At 74.0% G+C, this 15,176-nt stretch carries 15 protein-coding genes and 1 riboswitch; of the genes, 5 read left to right on the top strand and 10 right to left on the bottom strand.

The annotated features are described in order from the left end of the window. Positions 1-25: 25 nt before the first annotated feature. The 4 genes from ribH to ACGFZL_RS27195 are packed head-to-tail and all read right to left on the bottom strand — an operon-like array spanning position 26 to position 3,069. A complete protein-coding gene (gene ribH, locus ACGFZL_RS27210; RefSeq protein WP_355173060.1) occupies positions 26-511 on the bottom strand; it encodes a 6,7-dimethyl-8-ribityllumazine synthase in 486 nt (161 codons plus the stop codon). Positions 512-548: 37 nt separating this feature from the next. Continuing rightward, positions 549-1,829 carry a bifunctional 3,4-dihydroxy-2-butanone-4-phosphate synthase/GTP cyclohydrolase II gene (locus ACGFZL_RS27205; RefSeq protein WP_393695575.1) on the bottom strand — a complete coding sequence of 427 codons (1,281 nt, stop codon included), beginning with the start codon at positions 1,827-1,829 and terminating at the stop codon, positions 549-551. After that, positions 1,826-2,470 carry a nicotinamide riboside transporter PnuC gene (locus tag ACGFZL_RS27200; RefSeq protein WP_393695573.1) on the bottom strand — a complete coding sequence of 215 codons (645 nt, stop codon included), beginning with the start codon at positions 2,468-2,470 and terminating at the stop codon, positions 1,826-1,828. Before ACGFZL_RS27200 ends, ACGFZL_RS27205 begins: the two co-directional genes overlap by 4 nt. After that, the gene (locus ACGFZL_RS27195) at positions 2,467-3,069 is read right to left on the bottom strand and encodes a riboflavin synthase (protein ID WP_393695571.1); all 603 of its coding nucleotides are present in this window, start codon (positions 3,067-3,069) and stop codon (positions 2,467-2,469) included. The genes ACGFZL_RS27200 and ACGFZL_RS27195 overlap by 4 nt, the downstream gene beginning before the upstream one ends. Positions 3,070-3,224: 155 nt before the next feature. After that, positions 3,225-3,355: riboswitch (FMN riboswitch) on the bottom strand. Between the two features lie 319 nt (positions 3,356-3,674). Between ACGFZL_RS27195 and ACGFZL_RS27190 the strand changes: the two genes are divergently transcribed. Continuing rightward, entirely contained in the window at positions 3,675-4,436 is a 762-nt protein-coding gene (locus ACGFZL_RS27190; protein ID WP_393695569.1) for an SDR family oxidoreductase, read from the top strand. Between the two features lie 22 nt (positions 4,437-4,458). Here the strand turns inward: ACGFZL_RS27190 and ACGFZL_RS27185 are convergent, their stop codons facing one another. Then, complete coding sequence (locus ACGFZL_RS27185) at positions 4,459-5,646, bottom strand: ROK family transcriptional regulator (protein ID WP_393695567.1); 1,188 nt, start codon at positions 5,644-5,646, stop codon at positions 4,459-4,461. Between the two features lie 128 nt (positions 5,647-5,774). Between ACGFZL_RS27185 and ACGFZL_RS27180 the strand changes: the two genes are divergently transcribed. Continuing rightward, positions 5,775-6,986 carry an MFS transporter gene (locus tag ACGFZL_RS27180; protein ID WP_393695565.1) on the top strand — a complete coding sequence of 404 codons (1,212 nt, stop codon included), beginning with the start codon at positions 5,775-5,777 and terminating at the stop codon, positions 6,984-6,986. On the opposite strand, the gene ACGFZL_RS27175 is transcribed toward ACGFZL_RS27180, so the two are convergent. Then, positions 6,946-7,398, bottom strand: a complete 453-nt coding sequence (locus tag ACGFZL_RS27175) for a thioesterase family protein (RefSeq protein WP_355173046.1) — start codon at positions 7,396-7,398, stop codon at positions 6,946-6,948. The genes ACGFZL_RS27180 and ACGFZL_RS27175 overlap by 41 nt on opposite strands. Before the next feature lie 195 nt (positions 7,399-7,593). On the opposite strand from ACGFZL_RS27175, the gene ACGFZL_RS27170 reads away from it, so the two are divergent. The 3 genes from ACGFZL_RS27170 to ACGFZL_RS27160 all read left to right on the top strand — a co-directional run bounded on the left by ACGFZL_RS27170 (position 7,594) and on the right by ACGFZL_RS27160 (position 10,756). After that, positions 7,594-8,979, top strand: coding sequence for a uracil-xanthine permease family protein (locus ACGFZL_RS27170; RefSeq protein WP_393695562.1), 1,386 nt, complete (start codon positions 7,594-7,596; stop codon positions 8,977-8,979). A gap of 79 nt (positions 8,980-9,058) precedes the next feature. Beyond that, positions 9,059-9,793, top strand: a complete 735-nt coding sequence (locus ACGFZL_RS27165) for a DUF5995 family protein (RefSeq protein WP_393695560.1) — start codon at positions 9,059-9,061, stop codon at positions 9,791-9,793. A gap of 33 nt (positions 9,794-9,826) precedes the next feature. Continuing rightward, entirely contained in the window at positions 9,827-10,756 is a 930-nt protein-coding gene (locus tag ACGFZL_RS27160) for an LLM class F420-dependent oxidoreductase (protein WP_393695558.1), read from the top strand. A 9-nt stretch (positions 10,757-10,765) separates the two neighbouring features. Here ACGFZL_RS27160 and ACGFZL_RS27155 read toward each other — a convergent pair whose 3' ends face one another. From ACGFZL_RS27155 to ACGFZL_RS27140, 4 genes are all read right to left on the bottom strand, one after another. Next, positions 10,766-12,478, bottom strand: a complete 1,713-nt coding sequence (locus ACGFZL_RS27155) for a flavin monoamine oxidase family protein (protein ID WP_393695556.1) — start codon at positions 12,476-12,478, stop codon at positions 10,766-10,768. Positions 12,479-12,532: 54 nt separating this feature from the next. After that, the gene (locus ACGFZL_RS27150) at positions 12,533-13,321 is read right to left on the bottom strand and encodes a carbon-nitrogen hydrolase family protein (RefSeq protein ID WP_393695554.1); all 789 of its coding nucleotides are present in this window, start codon (positions 13,319-13,321) and stop codon (positions 12,533-12,535) included. A 115-nt stretch (positions 13,322-13,436) separates the two neighbouring features. Then, positions 13,437-14,612 (bottom strand): MFS transporter, encoded by a 1,176-nt coding sequence (locus ACGFZL_RS27145; protein ID WP_393695646.1) that lies wholly within the window; start codon positions 14,610-14,612, stop codon positions 13,437-13,439. A gap of 106 nt (positions 14,613-14,718) precedes the next feature. Beyond that, positions 14,719-15,171, bottom strand: a complete 453-nt coding sequence (locus ACGFZL_RS27140) for an Lrp/AsnC family transcriptional regulator (RefSeq protein ID WP_355173034.1) — start codon at positions 15,169-15,171, stop codon at positions 14,719-14,721. Positions 15,172-15,176 lie beyond the last annotated feature (5 nt).

The raw sequence follows: 15,176 nt of genomic DNA, 5'->3' as shown, positions 1-15,176 counted from the left end.
CACTCTACGGGTTGTCCCGGCCGACCTAACGCCAGGGCTCGGAGACCGAACGCAGCGTAGCCGCCGTGGCGACGGCCGCGGTGACCGCCTCGTGGCCCTTGTCCTCGCTGGAGCCCTCGATGCCGGCCCGGTCCAGGGCCTGCTCCTCGGTGTCGCAGGTGAGGACGCCGAAGCCGACGGGGACGCCGGTGTCGACGGAGACCTGGGTGAGGCCCTGGGTGACGCCCTGGCAGACGTACTCGAAGTGCGGGGTGCCACCGCGGATGACGACGCCGAGCGCGACGATCGCGTCGTAGCCGCGGCCCGCGAGGACCTTGGCGACGACCGGCAGCTCGAAGCTGCCGGGGACGCGGAGCAGGGTCGGCTCGTCGATCCCCAGCTCGTGCAGCGCGCGCAGGGCGCCGTCCACCAGTCCGTCCATCACCTTCTCGTGCCACTGCGCCGCGATGACGGCGACCCTGAGGTCGCCGACCTTGCGTACGGACAGCTCCGGTGCACCCTTGCCGCTCACGTTCGTGCCTCTCCTAGGGGTCGTGCAGGTGTCGTGTTCACTGGTTCCGGCAGGCGGACACCGGGGCGGTGTCCAGCCACGGCAGGTCATGGCCCATCCGGTCCCGCTTGGTGCGCAGGTAGCGCAGGTTGTGCTCGCCCGCCTGGACGGGCATCGGCTCGCGCCCGGCGACCTCGATGCCGTGCCGGGCGAGCGCCTCGGACTTGTCGGGGTTGTTGGTCATCAGGCGCACCCGGCGCACCCCGAGGTCGGCGAGGATCTGCGCGCCGGCGCCGTAGTCGCGGGCGTCGGCGGGCAGGCCCAGCTCCAGGTTGGCGTCGAGCGTGTCGCGCCCGCGCTCCTGGAGCTCGTAGGCGCGCAGCTTGGACATCAGGCCGATGCCGCGGCCCTCGTGTCCGCGCAGGTAGACGAGGACGCCCCGGCCCTCGGCCTGGATGCGGGCGAGCGAGGCGTCCAGCTGGGGGCCGCAGTCGCAGCGCTGGGAGCCGAAGACGTCGCCGGTCAGGCACTCGGAGTGGACGCGCACCAGCACGTCCCGGCCGTCGCCGACCTCGCCCCGCACCAGCGCGACGTGCTCGACGCCGTCCACCGTGGAGCGGTAGCCGTACGCCGTGAAGTCGCCGTGCCGGGTGGGCAGCCGGACCTCGGCCTCGCGGCGGACGGTGGGCTCGGCGCTGCGCCGGTGGGCGATGAGGTCGGCGATGGAGATGATGGTCAGGCCGTGCTTGCGGGCGAAGGGGACCAGCTCGGGCAGGCGCAGCATCCGGCCGTCCTCCCCGGCGATCTCCACGATCGCGCCGGCCGGGCGCAGGCCGGCCAGCCGGGCCAGGTCGACGGCGGCCTCGGTGTGGCCGTCGCGGGCGAGGACGCCGCCGGCGCGGGCGCGCAGCGGGAAGATGTGGCCGGGCCTGACCAGGTCGGACGGCTCGGCGGTGCCGCTCGCCAGGAGGCGCAGGGTGGCGGCGCGGTCGGCGGCGGAGATGCCGGTGGTGACGCCGTGCGCGGCGCCGGCGTCCACGGAGACGGTGAACGCGGTGCGCATCGACTCGGTGTTGTCGGCGACCATCTGCGGCAGGCGGAGCCGGTCCAGTTCGTCGCCCTCCATGGGGGCGCAGATCAGGCCGCGGCACTCGCTCATCATGAAGGCGACGATCTCCTCGGTCGCCTTCTCGGCGGCGATGACGAGGTCCCCTTCGTTCTCGCGGTCCTCGTCGTCGACGACCACGACGGGGCGGCCGGCCGCGATGTCGGCGACGGCTTGCGCCACCGGGTCGAGGCGGAGGTCCTCGGTGTCGGCGTAGGCGGGTGCGGTGCTCATGCGGGCACTCCTTCCGGGGCGGGGTGCGCCGCGCGGCGGGAGCGCAGCCACCAGTCGCGCAGGCCCCACAGGACGAGCGCGCCGTAGAGGACGTAGACGAAGCCGGAGAAGGCGAAGCCGTTGGCGAAGTTCAGCGGGACGCCGACCAGGTCGACCAGGAGCCAGGCCAGCCAGAACTCGACCATGCCGCGGGCCTGGGCGTACATGGCGACGACGGTGCCGACGAAGATGTACGCGTCGGGCCAGGGGTCCCAGGACAGCGTCGGGAAGGCGGTGAAGAGGCCGCCGACCGCGAGGGTGCCGAGGGCGGCGGCGCCGAGCAGGGCGCCGCGCTCGCGCCAGGTGGCGAACCGGACGGCGAGGCGGCCGTCCTGGGCCTCGTCCCGGCCGCGGTTCCACTGCCAGTAGCCCCAGGCGGCGACCACCATGACGACAATCTGCTTGCCGGCGCTGCCGGAGAGGTGGGCGGTGGCGAAGGCGGCGAACAGGACGAGGCCGGAGGCGAACTGCACCGGCCAGGTCCAGATCGAGCGCCGCCAGCCGAGGGCGAGGCCGAGCAGCCCGATCACGTTGCCGATCATGTCGGACCACTTGATGTGCTGGTCGAGGAGGACGAACGCCTCGGAGTTGAGCCAGTTCACCGGGTGCCCCCCTGGGTGCCCAGCAGGCGCTCGACGTACTTGGCGATGACGTCCACCTCGAGGTTGACCGGGTCGCCGGGCTGCTTGAGGCCGAGCGTGGTCAGGGCGAGCGTGGTGGGGATGAGGCTGACGGTGAAGAAGTCGGGCCCGGCGTCCACGACGGTCAGGCTGATGCCGTCGACGGTGATGGAGCCCTTCTCGACCACGTAGCGGGCGAGGTGCCCGGGCAGGGAGACCTTGACGATCTCCCAGTGCTCGGAGGGCTTGCGGTCGAGGATCTCGCCGGTGCCGTCGACGTGGCCCTGCACGATGTGGCCGCCGAGGCGGGCGCCGACGGCGGTGGGGCGCTCCAGGTTGACGCGCGAGCCGACGGCGAGGACGCCGAGGCTGGAGCGGTCGAGGGTCTCGGCCATCACGTCGGCGGTGAACTCGTCGCCCTCGTGGTCGACGACCGTCAGGCACACGCCGTTGACGGCGATGGAGTCGCCGTGGCGCGCTCCCTCGGTGACGACGGTGCCGCGCAGGCGGAAGCGACAGGCGTCGTCGAGGGTCTCGACGGCGGTGATCTCGCCCAGCTCTTCGACGATTCCGGTGAACACTTCCCGGGTCCTCCTGCCTCTTCGGGCACGGACTCCGGGGCTGTCGCGGAACGACAGAAGGGACGGACGTGGACACCGGGAACGACGCCGGACGGGACCCGCCCCGCCGAGGGACGTGTCCGAAGACCGGCGACGTGCACAGATGTGCCCGCCCGCCGCGCACTGCCTCCCATCCGGACTTTAACCGTCGGTCCAGGAATTTCACCTGGTCAACCGGCCGCTGGAGGCGACCGGGTCGCGGACTGTAACCGCCGGTTCGGACTTTCACCGACCCCGGAGTGCGCTGCTTGTGATACCCGACCAGTGTGCCACGCCTGATCGTCGGCCATCCGGGCGGTGCGTGTGGGGTAGCTCACAGCGGGGCGCTTCCCGACTGGTCCAGACCTATTGACTCGCTGGTCTAGTCCTCTCTATGTTCTGCGCAACTCGCCTGAAGGGGAACCGACATCACGATGCCCTCTCGGGGGAACACGGGGAGAGGCATGCGGTGGACGCGGGGCGCGGAGCCCCCGGCGAGACCGGCCCGGCGGCGGTGACGACGGCCCTTGCCCGCCGCCGGGTCTTGCCACCGGCCCCTCGGGGCCGCACCGAAGGGGGCCGCGCACATGACCACCACCCTGGTGACCGGCGGCACCGGCACGCTCGGCCGGCTCGTCGCCGAGCGACTGCGCACCGCCGGCCATGAGGTTCGGGTGCTCAGCCGGCACGCCCTGCCGTACTCCGTCGACCTGCGCAGGCCCGACAGCGGCCTCGACGTGGCCCTCGCCGGGGTGGGCACCGTCGTGCACTGCGCGAGCGCGCCGGGCGGCGGGGACGAGCGGGCGGCGCGGCGGCTGATCGCCGCGGCGCGGCGGGCCGGAGTGGGGCACCTGGTGTACATCTCCATCGTCGGCGTCGACCGGGTGCCGCTCCGCTACTACCGCGCCAAGCTCGCCGTCGAGGGGCTGGTGGAGCGGTCGGGCCTGGAGTGGAGCCTGCTGCGGGCCACGCAGTTCCACGACCTGGTGGTCGAGATGCTGGCGGGGATGGCCAGGCCGCCGGTCATGGTGGTGCCGGCCGGGCTCACCGACCAGCCCGTGGAGGTCGCGGAGGTCGCCGACCGGCTCGCCGAGATGGCACGGGGCGGCCCGGTGGGGCGGGTTCCCGACCTCGGCGGGCCCGAGGTGCGGACGGTGGAGTCGCTGGCCCGCGCCTATCTGAGCGCCACGGGGCGCCGGCGGCGCCTGGTGCGGGTGCCGCTGGCGGGCGCGGCGTACCGCGGCTTCCGCGACGGCGGCCACCTCACGTCGGGGCCGGCGCTGCTGGGCACGGGGACCTTCGAGGAGTACCTGGCGCGGCGGTTCGGGCCGCGGGAGGAGCGGGGCTGAGCCGTCCGGGCACTCGGGCCTCTCAGCGCTCCGCCGGTGCGAACAGCTCGTCCTGGGCCCGGTCGCGGGCCGTCAGCAGGGCCCCGCGCAGGACCGCGCCGCCGCCGAGGGCGCCGGTGCGGACCTCGGTGGCCAGCGGGGAGAGGCGGCCGAGCCGGTCCTGGACCCGCGCGGCGAGCGCGCTGCCGCCCGCGCGGCCGGTCTCGCCGGCCAGGACGACACAGCCCGGGTCCAGGACGGCGACGACGGCGGCGACCCCGACGGCGAGCCGGTCGGCCAGGACGTCGAGGAAGCGGCCTGCGGAGGGCCCGCCGTCGTCCACCGCCCGGCGCACCAGCGCCGCCGCGCGCTGCTCGGGCGGCGCCGGATCCGCCGTCACCCCGTGCTCCGCCGCGAGGGCGGTCACCGCCACGGCGCCGGCCAGCGAGTGGAAGCCGCCGCCGCAGTCGGTGGCCGACGGCAGGCCGGTCGTCCCCGGCACCGGCAGGAAGCCGATCTCCCCCGCGCCGCCCGAGACGCCCCGCCGCAACGTGCCGTCGAGGACGACCCCGGCGCCGATCCCCAGACCCAGCCAGAGCAGCGCGAACGTCTCCCGGTCCCGGGCCGCCCCCTCGCGCTGCTCGGCCAGGGCGGCGAGGTTGGTCTCGTTCTCGACGCTGATCCGGGCCCCGGCGAACCGCTCCCCCAGCCCCGCCATGAGCCGTCGGTGCCAGGCGGGCAGGCCGGTGGAGTCGCGCAGTTCGCCGGTGGCCGGGTCGATCAGGCCGGGCGCCCCGATGCCGATGGCGTGCAGCCGGTCGGCGCCGGCCTCCTTGGCGGCGCGCTCCACCAGCGTCACCGCCTGCTCCACGGCGGGGCCGGTCCCGGCGTCGTCGCCGATCGGTGCGGACGCCTCGGCGCGCACCCGGCCGACCAGGTCGGAGACCAGCACCGAGACGCTCTCGGTGCGCACGTCGAGGGCGGCCAGCCAGGCCCGCTCGGCGACGATGCGGTGCAGCCGGGCGTTGGGCCCGCGGCGCTGCTCGCCCGACTCGCCGGCCGGCTCGATCAGGCCGGCCGCGGTGAGGCGCTCGACGAGGTCGGCGACGGTGGGGCGGGACAGGCCGGTGAGCTGCTTGAGCCGGCCGGCCGTCAGCGGGCCCTCCTGCTGGAGCAGGCGCAGGGCGAGCCGGTCGTTGATGGCCCGGGCGGTGCTCGGGGATGCGGGCATGCCGGGATCCTTCCAGATCGGCGGGCGCCTCGAATCACGGTATCTATCAGGCAGGCACCCTGATAGTTTACCTCGCGGCGCGGCAGAAGCGGCGGCACGGACGACGGACGCACCGGGAGGGCCCCACGATGAGCACTGTGGTCTACGAGCAACGCGAGGTCAGGCGCGCCCGGTACGCCGTGGCGGCCGTCTTCGCCGTGCACGGCGCGGTGACCGGCTCGTTCGCCACCCGGGTCCCGTGGATCCAGGACCACGCCGGCGCGAGCGCGGGCCAGCTCGGCCTGGCGCTCGCCTTCCCGGCGCTCGGCGCGTCCCTCGCCATGCCGCTGGCCGGCAGCGTCACCCACCGCTTCGGCGCCCGCACCGCCCTGCGCGGCCTGCTCGCCCTGTGGACGCTGGCCCTGGTCCTGCCCTCCCTCGCCCCGAACCTGCTGACCCTCTGCCTCTCCCTGTTCGTCTACGGGGCGACGGCGGGCATGTCGGACGTGGCGATGAACGCGCTCGGCGTCGAGGTGGAGAACCGCCTGGACCGGTCGATCATGTCCGGGCTGCACGGCATGTGGAGCGTGGGCGCCCTGCTGGGCTCGGCGGGCGGCACGCTCGCCGCCCACCTGGGCACCGACGCCCGGCTGCACCACATAGTGGCCGCCGGGGTGCTGACCGTCCTCGGCCTGGTCTTCTGCTCCTGGGTCCTCGACCTCCAGCCGGCCGAGGACGAGGACCCGCCGCCGCGGTTCGCGCTGCCGCCGCGCTCGGCGCTGCTGATCGGCGCGATCGGCTTCTGCGCGGTGTTCGCGGAGGGCGCCAGCCTGGACTGGTCCGCGGTCTACCTGCACGACCGGCTGGAGACCTCGGCCGGCCTCGCGGCGGCCTGCACGACGGGGTTCACGCTCACCATGGCGGTGGCCCGGCTGGTCGGTGACCGGCTGGTGGACCGGTTCGGCGCGGTGCGCTCGGTCCGCGCCAGCGGGGTGCTCGCGGTGCTCGGCGGGGCGCTCGTCGTCATCGGCGGCCACCCGGCGGTGGCGATGACCGGCTTCGCGCTGCTGGGGCTCGGCATCGCCGTGGTCGTCCCGCTGTGCTTCGCCGCGGCCGGACGCAGCGGGTCCAACCCGAGCCTTGCCATCGCGGGCGTCGCCACCGTCACCTACACCTCGGGGCTGATCGCCCCGAGCGCCATCGGCGGCATCGCCCAGGCGACCAGCCTGACGGTGTCCTTCTGCCTGGTGACCGTGCTGGCCTGCTGCCTGGTGGCCTTCGCGAAGGTGCTGCGCGCCGGCGACCGCACCTCGCTCCGGGTCACTCCGCAGGACGCAGCAGTGCCCGGCCGGCAGCCCTGAACGCCTCGCTCCACGGCGCCGGGCGCAGCGTCCCGGGGTCCAGCCGGACCAGCACCCGGGTGCCGCGAGCGTAGGTGACGGCGCCGTCCGCCGAGCAGAAGCGGAAGCCGTAGGTGAGGCCGGTCGTGCCGAGCCGGTCCAGCCAAAGGTGGACGGCGTAGGCGCCGGGGCGGGTGACCGGCGCCTCGTAGCCGATGCGCAGCTCCTTGACCGCGTTGCAGGCGTCGCCGGCGGCGGCCCAGTCACCCTCGAAGCGGAAGCCGTGCTCGGTCCACAGCTCGGCCCAGGCGCGTTCGACCATCACCGGGTAGCGGGCGTTGTGCAGCAGGCCGAGCGCGTCGAGGTCGTCGAAGTGCACGGTGACGGGGACGAGCCGGCCGTGGGAGAGGCGGGCGGGGGCATCGGCGGTCACGGCGTACTCCTGGCGTCTTGCTCGGGGTGTCCTCGCGTCCTGCGGGGCCGGCCCCCATCCTAAGCGGCCGCTCAGCCGGACCGGCGTCGGTGTCACCCCGAAGGCGCTGGTCAGCCGGGGGTGCGGTGCGTGGGAGGGGCCGGTACCCCTGACAATGGTCCGGACCCACCCGTACAAGGAAAGCGAAACCCCACCATGGACCTCGGCGTGCGCTGGAAGCTGCACGGTGACGGCAAGGTTCCCGCGCCCGGCGCGGTGGTCCGCCCCGACGAACGGCTCTCGTGGCCCAGGACGGCCGGGCTCGGCGCCCAGCACGTGGTGGCCATGTTCGGGGCGTCCTTCGTCGCGCCGGTCCTGATGGGCCTTGACCCCAACCTCGCGATCATGATGTCGGGCGTCTCGACCGTCATCTTCCTGCTCGCCACCCGCGGCCGGGTGCCCAGCTACCTGGGCTGCTCGCTCTCCTTCGTGGGCGTGGCCGCGGTGATCCGGGCGCAGGGCGGGACCAGCGGGACGGTCACCGGCGCGGTGTTCGTGGTCGGCGCCGCGCTCTTCCTGGTGGGGCTCGCGGTGCAGCGGTTCGGGGCGCGGATCATCCACGCCGCGATGCCTCCGGTGGTCACCGGCGCGGTGGTGATGCTGATCGGCTTCAACCTGGCCCCGGTCACCGCCTCCACCTACTGGCCGCAGGACCAGTGGACGGCCCTCCTGGTGATGCTGTTCACCGGTCTGGCGGTGGTGTGCCTGCGCGGCTTCTGGTCCCGCATCGCGATCTTCCTCGGCCTGGTCTTCGGCTACGTGCTCTCCTGGGCCCTGGACCGGATCTTCGGCCGGATCCACTCGGTGGGCGGCGACGGCAAGGTCACCGACCACTGGCGCCTGGACTTCTCCGCGGTCGGGCACGCCGACTGGATCGGCCTGCCGTCCTTCCACGGCCCCGACTTCAAGTGGTCGGCGATCCTGGTCGCGCTGCCGGTGGTCATCGCGCTGGTCGCCGAGAACGCCGGGCACGTGAAGGCGGTGGGCGAGATGACCGGCGACCCGCTGGACGACAAGCTGGGCACGGCGATCTCCGCCGACGGCGTCGGCTCCATGCTCTCCACCGCGCTCGGCGGCCCGCCCAACACCACCTACTCCGAGAACATCGGCGTGATGGCCGCGACCCGCGTCTACTCGACGGCCGCCTACTGGGCCGCCGCCGGCTTCGCCCTGCTGTTCGGCCTGTGCCCGAAGTTCGGCGCGGTGGTGGCCGCGATCCCGGGCGGCGTCCTCGGCGGCATCACCGTCATCCTGTACGGCATGATCGGCCTGCTCGGCGCCCAGATCTGGACCAACGCCCGGGTCGACCTGCGCAACCCGCTGAACCTGGTGCCGGCCGCGGCGGGCATCATCATCGGCGTCGGCAACGTCAGCCTGAAGTTCACCGACACCTTCTCGCTCAGCGGCATCGCGCTCGGCACCCTCGTGGTCATCACCGGCTACCACGCGCTGCGCGCCTTCGCCCCGGCCCACCTCAAGGGGCAGCAGCCGCTCCTGGACGAGGGCACCTCGTCGTACGGGGAGCGCGAGAGCGGGGTCTGAGGGGCAGCGCGTCCCCCGTTCTGGGGAAGCATCCGGCTCGTCGGCCCCGCCGCCGACCCGGAGCTGCGACGCTGCCGCCATGCCGTACCTCGAGCACGTCCCGCCGGCCCCCGACACGGTGGACGCCGTCCTGATCCGGATGCGCGCCCTGGACCTGGCGCTGCCCGCCCGGGACGGCGTGGCCGTCTTCAACCGCGTCTACCTGGCGGTCACCGAGGCCGTCGACCGGCACATCGACGGCGGCCGGTTCCCCGACACCCGGGCCGCGACCGCGCTGGACGTGCGGTTCGCCGAGCGCTACCTGGACGCCGTGGACGCGGCGGAGGACGGCCGCCGCCCGCCGGCCTGCTGGCGACCGCTGTTCCACTTCCGCCGCCATCCCGGCGTACGGCCGCTCCAGTTCGCCATGGCGGGCATCAACGCCCACATCGGGCACGACCTCGCCCTTGCCGTGGTGGACGCCTGCCGTGCGCTCGGCTGCGAACCGGCCGACCTGGAGGACGAGTTCGACCGGGTCGGCGATCTCCTCGTGTCGCTGGAGGAACGGGTCCGCGAGGAGCTGATGCCGGGCCCGGACCTGCTCCAGATCGCGGATCCGCTGACCCATCTGCTGGGCTCCTGGAGCCTGGAGCGGGCCCGGGACGCCACCTGGGCGGCGGCCCGCGCGCTGTGGGCGCTGCGCCGACTGCCCGACATCGCCGAAGAGTTCACCGGCCGCCTGGACGCGGCGGTCGGCTTCGCGGGCCGCATGATGCTGACGCCGCTGGGCCGCCCGGCCGGAATCTCCATGCCCCAGCCGCGCGTTGACTCCTGACGACGGACGGCACCTCATCGAGAAGGAGTACCCATGGCGACCCCCCTCGGACTCGGCCTCCCCCAGATGCGGCAGTACGACATCGGCACCGACGTCCCCGACGTGGCCCGCGCGGCGGAGGCCGCCGGCTACGAGAGCCTGTGGGTCTTCGAGCGCGCCCTGTTCCCCGAGCCCGCCACCCAGGGCCTGTACGGCGTCGAGGGCCTGCCCTGGCCCGACAGCTACCGGAGCGTGGCCGAGCCGCTGGTCACCCTGACCCTCGCCGCGGCGGCCACCGAGCGGGCCCGGCTCGGCAGCAGCGTCCTCGTCGCCCCGCTGCACGGGCCGTTCCAGCTGGCCAAGGCGCTGGCGACGCTGGACGCGGCGAGCGGCGGCCGGGTGGTGGCGGGGTTCGGCACCGGCTGGTCCCACGACGAGTACGCGGCGGCGGCCCCGCGCCCCTTCGCCGAGCGCGGCCGGGCCCTGGACGAGCTGATCGAGGTGTGCCGGGCGGTGTGGGGCCCGGACCCGGTCGCCCACGACGGGGAGACCGCGAAGATCGCCTCCGCCGTGGTCGGCCCCAAGCCGGCCCGGCCCATCCCGATCCTGCTGGCGGCGAGCAACGGCCGGGCCCGGCGCCGCCTCGTCGACCACGCCGACGGCTGGCTGCCGGCCGCGCGGGGCGCGGAGGGGCTGGCCGAGGAGTGGCGGGGGCTGCGCGAGCTGGCCGCCGAGCGGGGCCGCACGCAGCCCATCCACACCGTCCTGCGCGTCAACGCCCGCTACCGGGCCAAGCCCTACGAGGGCTCCGGGCGCCAGCCCTTCCAGGGCAGCGCCGACCAGATCGTGGCGGACCTGGTGGCGCACGCCGAGGTCGGCATGGACGAGATCCTCCTCGACCTCCAGGCCCCGCTGCGGGACGCGGCGGAGCTGAAGGAGGTCGCCGCCGAGGTCTACGAGAAGGCGCGGGCGGCCGGGGTCTGAGCGACCGGCTCAGTCCTCCGGCAGCTCCACCGGCGCGATCTCGTCGTACCGGTCGCCGGGGCCGGGGTTGGTGGCGTCGGTGGTGCCGCCGAAGTGGTGCATGACACCCCAGACCGCGTTGAGGGCGGTCTGCACCGCGCCCTCGGCCCAGCCGGCCGTCCAGGAGATGTCGTCGCCGGCGAGGAAGATGCCGCGCTTGTCCTCGGGGAGGCGGTCCTGCATGAAGTGGGTGAACAGGCGCCGCTGGTAGCGGTAGTGGCCGGGCAGGTTGGCCTTGAAGGCGCCCATGAAGTAGGGCTCGTTCTCCCAGGAGACGGTCACCGGGTTGCCGATGACGTGCTTGCGGATGTCGACCTTCGGATAGATCTCGCCGAGCGACTTCAGCATGACCTCCATCCGCTCGTTGGCGGACAGCGGCAGCCACTTCAGGCTGTCGTCGCACCAGGTGTAGGAGAGGCAGATGACGGCCGGCTTGTCGGGGCCGTCGTCCAGGAGGTAGGTGCCGCGGGTCATCCGGTCGGTGAGCGTCATCGACATGACGTCCCGGTCGGTCGGGTTTCCCCTGTCGTCGACGGCCTTGTCCAGCCAGAACGGCCGGTCGACCGGCACGAAGAGCTTGGAGCTCTCCATGTAGTGGGTGCGCTCGATCGCCGTCCAGTGGTCGATCGGGAAGAGCGAGTCGTCGCAGGCGATCTTGGAGAGCAGCATCCAGGACTGGGCGGTGAAGACGGCCGCCGGGTAGGTGCGGATGTCGCCGCCCGCGTCCGTCACCGTGATCCGGTTGCCCGCGGTGCGGTGCAGCCGGGTCACCGCCGGGCGGGGCTCCCCCGCCGGGTGCAGCGAGCTGAGCGAGGTGCCGTGGGGCCAGTGGACGAGCTTCCCCGGCTCGCGCTCCCAGAGCCGGAGCGGCAGCTGCTGGGAGCCGCCTTCGATGCCGCGGTGGTGGTCGTCGGCCTCGGTGTAGACGACGCGGAGGATCTCCAGGATGGAGTTGGGGAAGTCGGTGTCCCAGCCGCCGGTGCCGAAGCCGACCTGGCCGAAGATCTCCCGGTGCCGGAAGGACTTGAAGGCGTCGGAGTCGCAGAGGAAGCCGTAGAAGGTCTGGTTGTCCAGCTTCTCCACGAGGCGGGCCCAGATCTCCCGGATCCGGGGCACGTCCCGCTCGCGCAGCGCGCGGTTCATGTCGGTGAAGTCGGCGCCCTCCTCCAGGCAGCGGGCCCAGGCGTCGGCGACGTCCCGGTAGACCTGGGGCAGGTCGGCCATGGTCTCGGCGTAGTGCGACTCGCCCTTGAGGTCGACGACGGTCGACGGGGTGGTCTCCGCGAGCGGGTTCGGGAAGGGGCGGGTGGTGAGGCCGACCAGGTCGATGTAGTGCTGGAGGGCGGTGGAGGACGGCGGGAAGCGCATCGCGCCCATCTCGGCGGTCAGCTCGGGGTCGCAGCCGTCGAAGCCGACGGTGCGCAGCCGGCCGCCGATCTTGTCGGCCTCGTAGACGACGGGCTTGAGGCCCATCTTCATCAGCTCGTAGGCGGCCACGATGCCGGACAGGCCGCCGCCGATGACCGCGACCTCGGTGCCGTGCTCGGTGGCGGGTATCTGGCCGAGGCCCGCCGGGTGGGCGAGGAAGTCGTCGTACGCGTACGGGAAGTCCGGGCCGAACATGGTGATCGGCGGCTGCTGCTCGTCGGCGTGCTCGATCGCGTTGGGCACCGTGGACGTCATGGGGTACGGACTCCTTGCGGGTGAAGCGGTGGGGAGGCTGGCGGGGGGCGCGGGTCAGGCCAGGGACCCGTAGAGGCCGGGGCGGCGGTCGCGCAGGTAGGGGTTGTCCGCGCGGGAGGCGGCGAGGAAGGCCGGGTCCACGTCGGCGAGGAGCAGCTCCTCGGTGCGGCCGGCCCGGGCGCGGGCGGTGCCGTCGGGGGCGGCGAGGGTGGACAGGCCGACGAACTCGAACTCGCCCTCGGGGCCGACCCGGTTCACGTAGGCCACGTACAGCTGGTTCTCGAAGGCCCGCACCGGCACGACCGACTCGGCGACGAACTGGAAGGGGTGCATCTGCGCCGTGGGCACGAGCAGCAGGTCGGTGCCGGCCAGGGCGTGGGCGCGGACGTTCTCCGGGAACTCCACGTCGTAGCAGATCATCAGGCCGACGGTGAGGCCGTCGAGGTCGGCCTGGACGACCGGACGGTCGCCGGGGGTGAAGTGGTCGTGCTCGAAGCAGCCGAAGAGGTGCGTCTTGCGGTAGTTCGCGCGGCGGCTGCCGTCGGCGGCGATGAGCTGCACGGAGTTGAAGACCCGCTCGCCGTCCCGCTCCGGGTAGCCGTAGGCGACGGCGAGGCCGTGCCGGGCGGCGGTCTCCGCGACCGCGTCGGCGGCCTCGCCGTCGGCGGGCTCGGCGAGCCGGCCGATGCCGTCGCCGATGGCGTAACCGGTGAGGAACAGCTCCGAGGTGACCAGCAGCCCGGCGCCCGCGGCGGCGGCCCGGCCGGCGGCCGCGTCGAGCACCTGGAGGTTCTCGGCGGTGGAGCCGGGCCGGCCGGAGCTCTGGAGCAGGGCGGTGCGCATGCGGAGTCCTCGCCGTGGTGGAGGGGGTGGGTGGGGCCGGTTGGCCGGCCAGATAGACGGTACGGTCGCGGGTCGCGGCGGGACAAGAAGGACCTGTTGCGCGCCGGTGAGCGGTTCATTGCGTCCCACGGGGCCCCTTCGGCGATTCGTTGCGCACCCGTCGCGTGGCCACCAGGACCAGTGCTGTCACCAGGTACGGCACCGCGAACCACACGAACGCCGTGGCGTTGCCGCCCGCGTCGCTCACCGCCGCGTAGCCGCCGTACACGGCGACCGTGCCCAGCTCGCCGCCGAGGCCGGCGATCGAGGTGAGGGTCGCCCTGCCGGAGGCGTCGATACGGTGCTGGAGGCGGGCGTCGGCCAGCACGTGGGCCAGCTGGAAGCCGCCGAAGGCGAGGCCGACCAGCACGAGGCCGGCCGGCGACCCCGAGCCCGCCCCCACGGCCAGCGCCAGGGCGGCGCCCGCGAGCAGCCCGGCGAACCCGGCGGTGCCGAGCCGCTCCCCCGGCCCCGCGAGGAGGCCGCCCGCCGTGGCGCCGGTCCAGATCATCAACAGCAGCCAGGGCACCGTCGCCTCCGCGACGCCGGTGTCCCGCACCAGCAGCGGCGTGTACTCGTCCAGCGCGCCCCACACCGCCGACACCGCCGGGACCAGCAGCAGCGCGCCCCGCACCGAGCGGTCGGCGCGGGCGGCGGCGAGGCCGGTGCGCAGGGACGCCGCCCAGCCGTCGGTCTCGTCGGACGACGGCGTGCGGTGCTCGGGGAGGCGGGTCGCGAGGGCGGCGCGGACCAGGCAGACCAGCACGCTGGCGCCGCCGACCGCCGCGTAACCGCCCCAGGCGAAGACCGGCCCGGCGACGGCCATCGCCGCCATCACCGCGACCAGGCCGGCCGAGCGGGCGCGGCCCATGACGCGGGCGTAGCGGCCGGCCGCGCCGAGCCGGTCCAGCTCGTCGTGGACCAGCGCCTCCAGGGACCCGGAGGCGAGCGCGCCGCCCGCGCCCCACAGCAGGAAGCCGAGCGCGAAGGCGCCGTACGAGGGCACGAGGACCCACAGGGCGAAGCCGGCCGCGGTGAGCAGCGGGCCGAGCACCAGCAGCAGGCGCCGGGAGACCGCGTCGGCCCAGACGCCGGAGGGCACCTCCAGGACGACGCCGGTGGCCGACCACACGGCGAACAGGGAGGAGATCTGCCAGACGGAGAGCCCGGTGTCGGCGAAGAGCAGCGCGTACACCGGGTAGAGCAGGACGAAGTCGTCGAGGAACGCGTAGCCGTAGAGCGTGCGCGTCAGACGGCGGTACGGGGCGGCCCCGGTGGGGCTGGAAACTCAATGTCGCCAGGTCATGCCACCGATGCTAGACCGGCCGCCCCGCGCCCGTCTCCCCCATTTTCGGGGACTACGCCGGCGCCCCCGACGAGAACCGCCGCAGCAGCGGCGACAGCACCAGGACCGACTTGGTCCGCTCCACGAAGGGCTCCCCGGCGATCCGCTCCAGGACCCGCTCGAAGTGCCGCATGTCGGAGGCGAAGACCTGGGCGACGGCGTCGGCGTCCCCGGTGACGGTGGAGGCGGCCACCACCTCCTGGTAGCGCTCCAGGCCCCGCTGGATGGTCTCCGGGGAGGTGTTGCGGCGGCAGAAGATCTCGACGAACCCCTCGGTCTCCCAGCCGAGCGCCCCGGGGTCGACCCGGACGGTGAAGCCGGTGATGGCGCCGGTGGCGCGCAGCCGGTCCACGCGCCGTTTGACGGCGGGCGCGGACAGGCCGACCAGCTGCCCGATGTCGGCGTAGGAGCGGCGGGCGTCCTCGGCGAGGGCGTGCACGATGCGTTCGTCGAGATCGTTCAGCACTGCGG

This window comes from Streptomyces sp. NPDC048182 (genome assembly GCF_043202555.1).
Taxonomy (GTDB): domain Bacteria; phylum Actinomycetota; class Actinomycetes; order Streptomycetales; family Streptomycetaceae; genus Streptomyces.
This window is presented reverse-complemented; position numbering and strand designations above follow the sequence as displayed.

Coding starts and splice junctions, on each gene's coding strand:
- ACGFZL_RS27205 (WP_393695575.1), bottom strand. CDS start 1,829: ATGAGCACCGCACCCGCCTACGCCGACACCGAGGACCTCCGCCTCGAC.
- ACGFZL_RS27190 (WP_393695569.1), top strand. CDS start 3,675: ATGACCACCACCCTGGTGACCGGCGGCACCGGCACGCTCGGCCGGCTC.
- ACGFZL_RS27185 (WP_393695567.1), bottom strand. CDS start 5,646: ATGCCCGCATCCCCGAGCACCGCCCGGGCCATCAACGACCGGCTCGCC.
- ACGFZL_RS27180 (WP_393695565.1), top strand. CDS start 5,775: ATGAGCACTGTGGTCTACGAGCAACGCGAGGTCAGGCGCGCCCGGTAC.
- ACGFZL_RS27170 (WP_393695562.1), top strand. CDS start 7,594: ATGGACCTCGGCGTGCGCTGGAAGCTGCACGGTGACGGCAAGGTTCCC.
- ACGFZL_RS27165 (WP_393695560.1), top strand. CDS start 9,059: ATGCCGTACCTCGAGCACGTCCCGCCGGCCCCCGACACGGTGGACGCC.
- ACGFZL_RS27160 (WP_393695558.1), top strand. CDS start 9,827: ATGGCGACCCCCCTCGGACTCGGCCTCCCCCAGATGCGGCAGTACGAC.
- ACGFZL_RS27155 (WP_393695556.1), bottom strand. CDS start 12,478: ATGACGTCCACGGTGCCCAACGCGATCGAGCACGCCGACGAGCAGCAG.
- ACGFZL_RS27150 (WP_393695554.1), bottom strand. CDS start 13,321: ATGCGCACCGCCCTGCTCCAGAGCTCCGGCCGGCCCGGCTCCACCGCC.